The sequence below is a fragment of the Holospora obtusa F1 genome (genome assembly GCF_000469665.2).
GTDB lineage: Bacteria > Pseudomonadota > Alphaproteobacteria > Holosporales > Holosporaceae > Holospora > Holospora obtusa.
Window position 1 is genome coordinate 1 of the sequence record NZ_AWTR02000004.1, and the last position, 12,443, is coordinate 12,443.

A 12,443-nucleotide genomic window follows, 5' to 3' on the forward strand; every position below is an offset into this window, starting at 1 on the left:
TATCAAATAGTCGCTATACATATCAAGAAGATCCAGTTTCATTTTTTGTCCTTAAAAACTTACGGACGAAAAATATGATTATTTCAAGCAGAAATCAACTATTGCTGCGTAACATCAGTGATTAAGAAAAAAATGCTTCAGCCCTTAATCCAGATTTTGCACCCGAAAAGCACATAGAAACTATAAAAATCTATGTTATCTACTCCGGCACTGTTAAGAAATTGACAATCTTTCTAGTGAATACATACTGCGTTATGTGTTTACATGTCCGCGATGAAATCGTCAAAAACGACATGATGATCTAATACACATGTTAAACAATTTATTTCTGAAAATTCTTTGTGTTTTGCTCAAAAAAGCGCACTTGATATCTTTAAATGCTTTAAGAAAAAATACGTCGTATCGGAGAAAAATCAATACTGTTTTAGAATGCGCTGCTTTTCTCTCGTCCATTCTCGATTTTTGATTGTTTCACGCTTATCTGCTTTTTCTTTTCCAGTTGCAATGCCTAACTGAACTTTTATTCGACCAGATTGATTACTATAAACAGAAAGAGGAATAACTGTCATTCCTTTTTTTTGCATTTGCCCTTGCATTTTTTTAATTTGATTCGTATGTAGGAGTAATTTTTTCCAACGCAAAGGGTCATGACCAAAGTTTTTAGATTGCGAGCGCAAACTAATTAAAGCGTTGTACAAAAAAAGCTCTCTTTTTGACTCAACTACGAAAGATTCTGTAATGTTCATTTTTCCTTCGCGAATTGATTTCACCTCGCTCCCCTCCAACACAAGTCCCGCCTCTATGGTATCTAAAATATGGTAAGAAAATCGAGCTTTTCGATTTGAAGCTAAAATTTTGTTAAGAGTTTGACTCAAAATGACTAAGAACAACCTGAACTACGCTATGAAATTTTATCACAAAATAGAAAGAAGAGCAATACTAAACAGAAAAGAACTCAAAGAAAATTCGATTAAGTATCACAATGAATTTGAATTAGATTCAATACATTTGAAATCTAAAAAAACGATGTGAGTTACAAATTAGGATATAGAGGTTGAATGAGGTTTTTTTTAAAAAAATAAAAAATATCATCAAAAATTTTAATATTTTTTGCATTAGATCGTTTATTCATAAAAATAATTTTAAGAAAAAGGTACGCTCATATTTTTCAAAGGAAGCTGATCCCAACGACGCCCTAATATCCAAATAATTCCTCCAAAAAAACTATAAAAAAGTAAACTTTTAATCCAGTACTCTTGTAAAATTTTTGTTTGCTGCTTAATAGTTAAAATATGCACTTGTTCTTTAGAAAGCATAGGAGAATCGGAGTATTCGTTTTCTATAAGGGAATCTGCTCGACTTGATGCTTCTGTCCAGTAGGAAGGTGTTAAAACTTGATAGGACAGTATCACCGAATATCCCCAACATATCAATCCTGCTAACTTAAATATTGATGGAGTTGCAATACGAAAAAAAAGGAGCCTTCCTTGAAACTTGTACCCTTTTTTTCTTAAGTACTTTCGTAATAAATAAAAACCCAATAAAAAGAAGATCGGACTTAAAGAAAAAATGAGTGCAGCCACACGAAAATTGCGATAGACACGACTGCACAAAGAATCTTCAAGCTTTGTAAGAAAACTTTTTTTTTCTAATACGTACAATTTTGTTACTGTTTGATGTCCTTTTTGACTTTCCTGCAAAATACATTGCAATGCTTGTGCTCGAAAAAAATTTTTTTCCTCTAAAGCTTGTACATAATCATAGCTCAGTTGTTGTACTAAGGGAGCTTTTAATTGAGCGATGTCTTTCCAAATTCGAATTTGTGTGCTACCAGGGTAGGGAGCAAACGTTGATGTCCAAAATCCAAAAATACTTCCTACAGCCAAAAAACTCCCTAATGCAAACCAAAATCTCAAATAAAAACTAGAAGAAAAAATGAAAGAGGATCGAATTTCTAACAACGCTTTATTCAGTACGTAAGACTGAGAATGCATAACATGTACCATAACATCAATTTTGAAAAGACCGTAGCATAAAAAATTTAAACAAATTCTAATTTATTGATATGTTAACCTCATGTTCAGATCGCATTGAAAGGAGGTTAACCCATTAATCATAGATGAATACTGTCTTCTCAACAAAACATCATAAGGCTTATTGCGTGTTTATTCTTTGAAAAATTTTTCTTTTTTTCCTTAACACGTTCATGCTTATGTTCATCATTAGACTTTTTTCGAAACTACAATATATGTGTATACTGAAGCTAGGTCAATAAAAATATGATGGTTTTATAATTGAAATACGAACAAGTTAAGATTTTATCAGATGAGCAATTCAAAAGATTAACAAAAGTTAAGCGTAGTATAGTAAAAATAGTTGAATTGCAATGCAAAATATGGTATATTTTGTCTGAAAAGATAGATAATGCAAACGAGTCCATATAGTATAGGATTTAAGAGAAAAGGTTATAAATTTTATCAAAGCAAGTAACAGTCAAAAAGAAGTATCGAGAGTTTTTGGAATAAATAAAATGACAATCAATAGATGCAGAAAAAGCAGCTGAATTATGATAAAATAAAAAAGCATTCATTGATTGATGTACCCCCTGACAGAACTCAATTTGCTACCTAATCCATCATTTCATATTTGCCCAAAATTTCTCGATTGGATTTAAATCAGGTGAATAAGGTGGTAAAAAACAATATTACAACTGACAGATTCAAGTAATTCTATGGTTCTTTAAAATTTATGAAATGAAGCATTATCCATGATCACAATCCATGATCGCAACTTATCCAGGTTTTAATTCTTTTATCAAAAACTGGCTCTATCCTAGCTTCAAATTAAAAACCATCGGGGCAATCGCTTTATTATTTACTAAGTTTGCTACAATATGAGTTCTTTCGTAATATTTGCAGATCTTTTTATCAACAAATTTTTCACTTTTTTTGTCTTACTCTCTATTTTTGCAAATGATGAGCTCCATCCCGCTTTCATCAATGTATACAAGATTTTCAGCTGATATATATTTTTTGGCTTCTTGGTATGTATTTCGTTTTTTTTACTTGCTTTCCACATAAGCGAAGATTTTTTTATAACTAAAGCCTAAGCGTTTTAACCAATAACGTGCTCCATTGGCATTCATACCAAATTCACGAGCAATATTTTTTGATCTAGCATCTAGATGATTAGTTACATATTGAATAAAAGACTCTTTTTCTATAGTGGAATTTTCACCCAAACGTATCTTTGGGCGAAAAAATACTTGGCTTTTATAGTTATCTGCTTTAATCAAATTGATAACCTTTTCTCTTAAGTTTATACGATATGGATGCGTTGATATTGTCTGTTTTTTTAGACAAAATATATCATATTTCGCATTGTAATTTAACTGCTTTTGATATATTAAGATATTCAAAAGTATGTCACAGAGATATAGAAATAAACGTAAACGCTTTTGCGTCAAATTTAATATTATCAGTGGAATCGTGAATCTCAAAACGGCTTCTGATTTACGTAAAGCGTGACGAAAAAGCTTAGATTCAAAGTCAATTTCAAAAGTAATAATAATACTTACGCAGACGGGCTAATGATTTTTCGTCAAAATTGCTCTTAATATGAGGTGTTTCTTAGATGATTTCTGATTTATTTGTGATAATTACAAAACAGATTTCTTTTTTATATACAGATTTTTAGTGAGATCCCAGTGACTTTTATTCAAAATACATCTTTCTGTGTTGAGATCTTGTAGAAATTTTAATGTAACACCTCCGATACTTGATCAGACACTTAAAATTCTGATGCGTCTTTAATGAGTTTTATGGCCTGATGCATGGTCAAGGTCCATTGATTTCCGTCAAAGAGAGACCTTAATATGATCTGTTGCTTAAAAATTTCTGATTCATTTGCTATAATTACAAAACGAATTCCCTTTTTATGTGCGTATTTTAACTGAGATCCCAATGATTTTTGCTCTAAATATATCTCTGTATTTATACCTTGTGTACGTAAAGTTTTAGAAATTTCAATGTAATACGATATAAATTTATAATTTTGCACGGTGATCAACACTATGGCGGGGGTTTCTTGGTTGGCACAAATCATGCCTGATTGAATCAATTTTGGAATTAACCTTGATATCCCAATTGAAAAACCAACTCCTGGTAACGTTTTGTTACTAAAACTTCCCGCAAGATCTGCGTATCTTCCTCCTCCACACACACTTCCTAATTCAGGAAAATCTAACAATTTCGTTTCAGCTATGGTTCCTGTATAATAATTTAATCCTCGCGCTAATGTAGGATGAATGCGTATATAGGAATCTTTTACTCCAAAATTTTGTAATAATTTCAGGACTTCTTTTAATTCACATACGCCTTTAAGAAAATCTGTATTTGAACAAATACCTAGTAAATATTGAAATAATTCTTCGTTTGTTAATGAATTTTTGATTAAACAAGTGAGTACGTCTATATTGTTTTGATTCATTCCGTGACCTTTTAGCTCACCTACCAAAGCATCTTGTGATATTTTTTCTGCTTTATCTAACGTGCGCATAACGCACGGTATTAATGATTCTTGTATATCAAATGATTTGATAAGTCCTGTTAAAAGCAAATAATGATTTGTGTAGATAACAAAATTTTTTATCCCAATTGTTTTGAAAACGTGATAAATGATAGACAACGTTTCAGCGTCATACGCAAGTGATAATTCTCCATCTCCAATAACATCAATATCACACTGATAAAATTGCCGATATCTACCAGATTGTGCCCTTTCCCCGCGCCAGACGGGAGCGATGTGATATCTGCGATACGGAAAAGTTAGCTGTCCATAGTGTTGCGCTACGTATCTGGCAAGAGGTACCGTTAAATCAAAACGCAGTGCAAGATCTTTTTTTTTACATCCGTGAGCATGTGCTAACCGATGTATCGCATAGATTTCATTGTCGTTTCCTTTAGAAATTAAAGTAGAAACTCTTTCAACAGCGGGTGTGTCTAAGGGGATGAACCCATAAAGCTCAAATTGTGTCTTAATGAGTTCGAGTACCTTATTAAAAGCCAGCTGGTCTCGAGGCAAAAATTCTGGAAATCCAGATATATTTGTCAACATCGTCATCTTTTTATACCCCCTTAAAGTTCAGCAGATAGCTTTGCTGCTGTCATATTAGTTTTTTCTTGTTTGTCGTAACTTTTTATTAAGGATCCATTCTTTAATACCCATAATTGATCTCCATATTTAATTGCATGAAACATATTGTGAGTAATCATAACGCACGTCAGTTTTTGTTTTTTCACGATCAAATGAGTTTGTTCCATAATAAAATCAGTACTTATAGGGTCTAATGCAGCAGTAATTTCATCTAACAAAAGAATGTCTGATTTCTGTAGCATTGCCATGATAATACTTAATGCTTGCCGTTGTCCTCCAGATAAATCTTTGACTAAGTCTTGCAATCTATGTTCTAAACCTATATTTAAAATTTTTAATTTTTCTTTAAATATTTCAATTCGGTATTCGTTTGAAAAGCAAGTCAAGCCTCTTGTTTGTCCTCGTTTAAAAGCAAAAGCCATATTTTCTAGAAGTGTCATATTTTCCATCGTTCCAAGCTTAGGGTCTTGCATGACTTTTGATACAAGCTGAGTCCTGTAGCGTTGTGAAGTATGTGTGACATTTTCTTTATTGATCATTACTTTTCCTGAATCGATCTGAACAAATCCGGAAATTACATTCAAAAGAGTGGATTTTCCTGCTCCATTTTCGCCAATAATTACAACAAATTCTCCTTTTTTAACATTTAAATTTAACTTATTCAATATTTTTTTTTCAAGTTTTCCATTTTTTCCTAAAATTACATCCACATTTTCAAGAGTTAGCATAGCTTTCTCCTGGAAATAGCCATCATTGCGATAATTATTAATCCTGTGATCAAGTTTAAATCACTTGTACTAATTCCTAGTATATCGCTGTGAAGAGCAAAACTTATGAGTAATCGGTACACAATAGAACCTACTAAACAACTCATAACTTTGATCAAAGTTGAGCGATAAGGAAAAATTTTCTCACCTATCATGACAGAAGCTAAGCTGACAATCACTGTTCCTACGCCGTTACCGATATCCGAAAATTCTTGATGTTGGCAAAATAGTGCTCCAGATAAAGCAATAAAAGCATTACTTAATGCAAGACATATTGTGCTGATCAAAGAAACGTTAACACCGCTATTTTGTGCAAGACGCGTGTTTTGTCCAATGCTGATTAAGCTTAATCCAAAATCCGTCATTAATATATAGCTCACAATTCCAAAAGATATCAAAGAAACGATAAACAATTGAAGAAGGGGGGTGTCGGAAAATATTGTTTTGTGGTTCATAATGCTCATATTGGGAATTCCGCCCATAACACGCAAATTCACAGAATAAAGCATAAACCCTACCAAAATACCGGAAAGTAAATTTTGAATTTTAAGTTTTGTGCACAAGATCCCTGTTGCTGTGCCTGCAACACTTCCAGCGAGCATCGCAAAAATGAGCGATACAAACGGATTGTATCCATTGTTAATGAACGTGCTACATACCGCAGATCCCAGAACAAAACTTCCATCACAGGTTAAATCAGGAAAATCAATAACTCGAAACGTAAGATAAATTCCTATTGCAGCAATACCATAGATTAAGCCTAATTCAAAGCTCATAAAAAGTTCATTACAGGTCATGATGAACGTCCCAAAATTTTTTCTGCTTTATCTTTAAGCGTCTCGTTTATTTGAATTTCAAGATTTTTTGCTGCGTTTTCGTTCAAATATAACTCCGTTTCTGTTGGAAATTCTACTGCGGTACTTCCAATATCTTGTCCTTTAAGTATACGTGAAATCATGTGCGCCGTTTGTAGGCCAATTTTATATTGATTTGGGCCAAGCGCAGCTAATGCCCCTAGCTTTACAGCATCCGTATCACTGACGTAAACGGGAACTTTAACTTTTGTAGCTGTATTAATAATAATCTGTAGAGCAGAAAGCGCAGTATTATCATTACCGATGAATACTGCATCAACTTTTGAAACTAAGTTAGTCATAGCTTGTGCGACTTCTGATGTTTTGTTGGCGGCTTGCACTATTAATGTTATGTCAAATTTAGGGCACAATTCTTTTAGCTTTGTGATCATACTTAAAGAGTTCGACTCACTTGGATTGTATAAAAAACCTAGTCGCTTTAAATTAGGTTGAATATTTTTAAATAACTGAATTTGCGGAGAAAGTTTAACAAAGTTAGAAACTCCAGAAACATTATTTTTTGGAGTTTTTAAATTTTTCACAAGTTCAGATTGTAAAGGATCCGTAATTGAGCTAAATATTAACTTAATATTATTTTTTTTCGTATATTTAACAAAACTTTGAGCAGATACAGTTCCAATTCCTACAACAATATCGGGAGCTTGATTTACAAATTTTGCAGCAATTTGTGATGCTAGTGCTGGATTTGCTTGAGCTGACTCTATGCGTAAATCTAAATTATCCTCAGGAGTGTATCCATTGTGTTTCAATCCATCTACAATTCCTTTTACAGTCTCATTTAAGGCTGGGTGTTCAACAAACTGCTGAATGTACACCTTCTTTTTAACATTTTTTCCAAAGGAAACTGGAAGTGCGGAGTATAGTCCAGCAGTCAGGAGTAAAAAAATTTTTTTCATAGGGGTTCCTTCTTTTTTTCATTTATTTTTTTTAGTAGCAATGTGTATCCTTGATAAGGCTCGTTTTTTAAAAATCTTGCAACTCTTCCTATGGTTGTTAAGCTTGCCCCCAATTTTGTATGAATCTCTCGATAAGACAATCCCTCATTTAAAGCTTTGCATATTTGCCAGCGCTCAGACAAAGCAAAAAGCTCACAAGGAGAGCATAAATCTTTTAAAAAATTAAAAACTTCATCTTCTTTTTCTAATAACAAAAATGCTCTGCACAAATCTTTAATTTCTTCATGTTGATGCTCTACGATATTCATGACCCAAGTGTAGTGCTTAGTTACTATACTACTATGCTATCATGAAAGATTCTGAAAATCAAATGAAAAAAGGAGCAGTAAAACAAATTATTATTTAGAAATTTATTTTTATAAATATCCTATAGTAAATTAAGTTTAAAACATTTTTTCCATGAGGCCCCTGATTGTTTCAAAAAGTTTAGTTAAAAAATTTATTCGACAGGCACTAGAATTTAGACAAAATCACAGTATATACTATAGCCTTGGAAATATTTAAGATCCAAAGGGGTCAACAATGAATCTAACTTTTTCTTTAATTAAACCAAGTGCAATGGATCGTTGTGAAGAAATTTTGATGGCTATCAAAGCAGGAGGATTTTCTGTTCTGTCTATGAAAACTCAACAGCTGACTTTATCTCAAGTCAAAAAGTTTTATGAAGAACATGCTGAAAAATCTTTTTTTACTTCAATGTGTGAGCGTCTTGCGTTAGGTCCAGTTTTATTGATGGCGCTTTATGAACCTAACGGAACGGATACTCCTCTTAAGTTTAGAAAGTTATTAGGAGCAACAGATCCCAAACAAGCTCTTGAAGGTACGCTTCGAAAACAGTTTGGAGTAGATCTTGACGCGAATGCCGTGCACGGATCTGACTCTGAAATAAGTGCTATTCGGGAGCTGAGTTTCTTTTTTTGCGGAATGGAAACGGGATTGGAACTTAATGGCAGCTCATCAAGGTCTTTGTAAAAATAAGCCTTTGTTGTGTAGTGTTTGAGGATTCTGGAATTTGGTAAATCTGTGTTCAATGTTATGCTCCTTGCACATCACATCAAAGGGGTATGTTTGTTTTTTGGCCTCAGGTGTAGTGCAAACAGTTCATAGGTAAATTGAGCCCCATTGTCTGTGAGAATTTTCGTTATTTTAAAAGGACAATGGGCGATCAGATTTTTCAAAAATGCACTTGACTCGTTAACCGACGCCTTTGAATGGAGCTCGACATAAACGTATTTTGTTGCCCGATCAATGGCCTACAAAAAGGTAGCTTTTCCCTTGATTTGTGAGAACTTTTGTACTGTAAAATATGAACAAATCCAAAGGGATATTCTTTAAATTTCTTTTTTTCAAGGGCTGACTCTTTTTTTTGGGTAAGATATTTAGTCTTTTGAGGCATCGATGTAGATTAGAGCCCATGAAATTGGGAATCTTCTCCTTCAAAGCACTATAAACATCATCAAGCGGAAGCTTAGAAACGCTCCTGAATTCACACACAATCTATTACTTCTGTTGCAAATAAAACGCTTTGGTTGCTCAGGTCCAGAGCGTTTATCTTGAACACAACCGGATTTTTTACTTCAAAACTGAAGGGCCAGACGCTTTGCTATTTTTGCAGCGCTCTGTACAGAGTTTTGTATTTCTTTTCGGACTCGAAGCGTCATCTTGGCATTTTCATGCAGTATACTTTCCATACATTATACTCCTTTAGTTCCTTATAGGTTATACCATAAGAATGTGAAACTAGCCATTTAATGATTATTGTCATACAAAAATATTTGAAGCTTGAGTAAAAGAGGTATTGATTAAAGAATTAGAACCTGGGTAAATTGTAATAATGGATAATGCTGCATTTCATAGATCGCAAAGAGCTAAATTAACCAATTTGATAAACTTTATCAGGCTATTGCCGCATTCTTTTAAATCCCATTTTCATGCTAAATTATTATAAAAACCCTACACACCTTAACCAATACCATGCACCACTGGCACTTATTCCAAATTCACGAGCAATATCTTCTGATCTGCATCTGGAATTGAATAAAAGACTCTTTTTTTATAGTTAGCTTTTTCTCCAAACGTATCTTTGGGCAGAAATGTTCTTTGCTTTTATAACGTAAATGCCATCTGTTCATTGTCATTTTATTTATTTTAAAAACTATCGATGCTTCTTTTTGATTGTTACCTGCTTTGATAAAATTTATGACCTTTTCTCTTAAATATAACTCTCATCTACCTTTTTAGACAAATGTATAGCATATTTGAATTAAAATTCAACTGTTTTTACTATATAATCATCAACGTAAACTTAAATTATTGAAATATCAAACTCTTTTTAATATTATTCTTAAAGAGTTTGAGCTAAAACCGTCAAACTTTAATCACAATCCAAACCATATGTTGTGGTGACTGAACATTCGGCTTTTAGCGCATTCTTGCTATGATGAAAAGTGTTTTATCGTGCTTTGGCTTAGAACAGGATAACGGATAGAGGATAAACTTGATTCACTTAACATGTTCATCGCATACTTTTTCATCTAACGCAGAAGAAAATAATACTTTGAGCGACGGGTAGAAATAAAAAATAGCTGTCAAAATATCCTAAGAAAGATTGTTTAAATAAAATTTCTGGAGAAACTTATTCTAAAAAAAACTAAGGCTACAAGCCTAGAATCGCAAATTTTTTACAAAATTATTTATAAAAAAACAAAAAACTTAATCTAATCCCTGGTTCAGCGTAATTTTGCTCGTATACATTATTAATCTATGATAAAACAACATGCAAAAAATCTTCCAGGAGTGAAGGGACTCGAACCCCTAACCGCCGGTTTTGGAGACCGGAACTCTACCAATTAAGCTACACTCCTTCAATGCTTAAAATGGTAGCAAATTTTTTTATTTTTTGCAAGACTTTATGAGGCTTTCTGCGTAAGTTTCTGTTTATTCTTAAAAAAAATTCATTTTTACTTTTTCAAATCCACTTTTTCGAATTCATTTCTTCAAATCCATTTTTTACGTTTATAATTTCTGAGCTGATAGAAGGAGGGCAGGGGACAGTGAGTGCATCTATTGTGATCAATTTGTTCAATATTTTGATGTCATCTCATAAAGTAATTTAAAGTGAAGTTTAAACGGTGCTCACTTAATCAAAGGTAGAGGTTCTCTGCTACATAATTTTAGATTTTTTTTCTAAAGATGACACTAGACCTCTTTCGAAACTCATTTATACTGGGACCTGCCCTCACTTAAGTTGACTTTTTTCGATATTTTTTGAGAATTCAAAGGAAATGTGTATTAAATAAGACGTTATGCGTTAAGAGATGATCAGTAAGATCGGATAAAGGAGAGTTTACCTGAAAAATCAAGGGCGTGACAGCCAAGGACAATCTTCTGTTTTTTGATGCTCTTTTTTACTTTTACTGTGGAGGCATTCTTTGGCGTGATCTGACAAAAGAGGTTTTGTGATTTTAAAACCATCCACATCTGCTTTACCCTTTGGAGCCAAAAGAGCGTATAAAAAAAATCTTTGAAATTTCTGTCGCAGAATGAGGATCATGAGTGCGCGATGATCGATGCAACGATTGTGCTGCCTCATCAACGCAGCGCAAACTCTAAAAAAAGCATAATCAAGTCTATTAGATGCTCTGCTGGGGGCACAAAAATTCATGCACCGTGTGATGCCCATGGAAATTCGATTGCTTTTCATCTTACACAAGGTCAGGACCATGATTTGAAAAGGGGGGAGGGATGCGTTGATGGATCGCCTTGTGAAGGCTGATGCGGTGATTTTCGATAAAGCATACGATTTCGATGAAAGAGTGCGGAGAAAACTTAAAAAAAAAGGGCGTGGGGTCGTGATTCCACCTAAAAAACTATTTTGAGTCATCAAATTATGATAAATATCTTTATAAATCCCGTCACTTAATCAAGAATTTTTTTGCTAAACTCACGGCAGTACAGCGCCATTGCCAAGGCTATGATACAACGTCCTCAAACCTTTTTTCTATACGCTCTTTTGGCTCCAAAGGGTAAAACGGGTGTGGATGGCTTTAATCACAAAACCTTTTTTGGCAGATCACGCCAAGGAATTTCACTACGGTAACGGTATAAAATAGCTTCAAAAAACAAAAGATTGTCCTTGTCTGTCACGCCCTTGATTTTTCAGGTAAACTCTCCTTTATCCCATCCCACTGATCATCTTTCAACGCATAACGTTTTATTTAACACACATTTCCTTTGAGTTTTCAAAAAATATCGAAAAAAGTCAACTTAAGTGAGGATAGGCCCCAGTATAAATGAGTTTCGAAAGAGGTCTACTGATTTTCTTAAACTTAAACTTAATTTACTGTATGTGTTTATTTTGATTCCAGAGTATAGCAAAGCGTCGTGATATCGTGACTTTTTTAAAAAATTTCTTTGATTTTCCAAGCAATATGCACATTACTCTAATACGTTTGCATTCGGTTTAATGAATGAAATCTTGTTTACGACTGGGGGACTTATGTTACTGATCAAAGAATAGTGCATTGCAAATGCTTCTTGTGGATCAATGCGGATAAACGGAGAAAATGTACTGACGAGCTGATGTTACGCAGCAATAGTTGATTTCTGCTTGAAATCATCATATTTTTCGTCTGTAAGTTTTTAAGGACAAAAAATGAAACTGGATCTTCTTGATATTTATAGCGACTATT

General features: G+C 33.4%; 11 protein-coding genes, 1 tRNA gene and 4 pseudogenes. 2 read left to right on the forward strand and 14 right to left on the reverse strand.

The annotated features are described in order from the left end of the window. Positions 1-413: 413 nt before the first annotated feature. A complete protein-coding gene (smpB, locus tag P618_RS00130; protein WP_024160959.1) occupies positions 414-875 on the reverse strand; it encodes an SsrA-binding protein SmpB in 462 nt (153 codons plus the stop codon). A gap of 267 nt (positions 876-1,142) precedes the next feature. Then, the gene (locus P618_RS00135; RefSeq protein ID WP_021826755.1) at positions 1,143-2,006 is read right to left on the reverse strand and encodes a hypothetical protein; all 864 of its coding nucleotides are present in this window, start codon (positions 2,004-2,006) and stop codon (positions 1,143-1,145) included. A 455-nt stretch (positions 2,007-2,461) separates the two neighbouring features. Between P618_RS00135 and P618_RS08935 the strand changes: the two are divergent. Then, positions 2,462-2,563, forward strand: a pseudogene (locus P618_RS08935) (hypothetical protein); the annotation flags it as partial. Between the two features lie 72 nt (positions 2,564-2,635). On the opposite strand, the pseudogene P618_RS08940 reads toward P618_RS08935, so the two are convergent. From P618_RS08940 to P618_RS00170, 7 genes and pseudogenes are all read right to left on the reverse strand, one after another. Further along, positions 2,636-2,775 (reverse strand): annotated as a pseudogene (locus P618_RS08940) (transposase); the annotation flags it as partial. Positions 2,776-3,061: 286 nt separating this feature from the next. Further along, the gene (locus P618_RS07515; RefSeq protein ID WP_021826758.1) at positions 3,062-3,295 is read right to left on the reverse strand and encodes a helix-turn-helix domain-containing protein; all 234 of its coding nucleotides are present in this window, start codon (positions 3,293-3,295) and stop codon (positions 3,062-3,064) included. A 494-nt stretch (positions 3,296-3,789) separates the two neighbouring features. Continuing rightward, positions 3,790-5,115: a histidine--tRNA ligase gene (gene hisS / locus P618_RS00150; RefSeq protein ID WP_021826759.1), complete on the reverse strand. Its 1,326-nt coding sequence runs from the start codon at positions 5,113-5,115 to the stop codon at positions 3,790-3,792. 20 nt (positions 5,116-5,135) lie between these two features. Continuing rightward, positions 5,136-5,882 (reverse strand): ABC transporter ATP-binding protein, encoded by a 747-nt coding sequence (locus tag P618_RS00155; protein WP_021826760.1) that lies wholly within the window; start codon positions 5,880-5,882, stop codon positions 5,136-5,138. Beyond that, positions 5,876-6,718, reverse strand: coding sequence for an ABC transporter permease (locus P618_RS00160; protein ID WP_021826761.1), 843 nt, complete (start codon positions 6,716-6,718; stop codon positions 5,876-5,878). Before P618_RS00160 ends, P618_RS00155 begins: the two co-directional genes overlap by 7 nt. After that, positions 6,715-7,692, reverse strand: a complete 978-nt coding sequence (locus P618_RS00165) for an ABC transporter substrate-binding protein (RefSeq protein ID WP_021826762.1) — start codon at positions 7,690-7,692, stop codon at positions 6,715-6,717. Before P618_RS00165 ends, P618_RS00160 begins: the two co-directional genes overlap by 4 nt. Then, positions 7,689-8,000 (reverse strand): YerC/YecD family TrpR-related protein, encoded by a 312-nt coding sequence (locus P618_RS00170; protein ID WP_021826763.1) that lies wholly within the window; start codon positions 7,998-8,000, stop codon positions 7,689-7,691. The genes P618_RS00165 and P618_RS00170 overlap by 4 nt, the downstream gene beginning before the upstream one ends. A gap of 274 nt (positions 8,001-8,274) precedes the next feature. Between P618_RS00170 and P618_RS00175 the strand changes: the two genes are divergently transcribed. Beyond that, positions 8,275-8,724 (forward strand): nucleoside-diphosphate kinase, encoded by a 450-nt coding sequence (locus tag P618_RS00175; protein ID WP_021826764.1) that lies wholly within the window; start codon positions 8,275-8,277, stop codon positions 8,722-8,724. Positions 8,725-9,752: 1,028 nt separating this feature from the next. Here P618_RS00175 and P618_RS08945 read toward each other — a convergent pair. The 5 genes and pseudogenes from P618_RS08945 to P618_RS08325 all read right to left on the reverse strand — a co-directional run. After that, positions 9,753-9,962, reverse strand: a pseudogene (locus P618_RS08945) (IS630 transposase-related protein); the annotation flags it as partial. A gap of 581 nt (positions 9,963-10,543) precedes the next feature. Beyond that, positions 10,544-10,616, reverse strand: a tRNA-Trp gene (locus P618_RS00185). Positions 10,617-11,110: 494 nt separating this feature from the next. Beyond that, on the reverse strand, positions 11,111-11,635 hold the full coding sequence (locus P618_RS07520; RefSeq protein WP_156918916.1) for a hypothetical protein: 525 nt from the start codon (positions 11,633-11,635) through the stop codon (positions 11,111-11,113). A gap of 176 nt (positions 11,636-11,811) precedes the next feature. After that, positions 11,812-11,969, reverse strand: a pseudogene (locus P618_RS08480) (transposase); the annotation flags it as partial. Between the two features lie 291 nt (positions 11,970-12,260). Then, a partial coding sequence (locus tag P618_RS08325) for a hypothetical protein (protein ID WP_204365626.1) occupies positions 12,261-12,443 on the reverse strand: 183 nt, incomplete at its 5' end.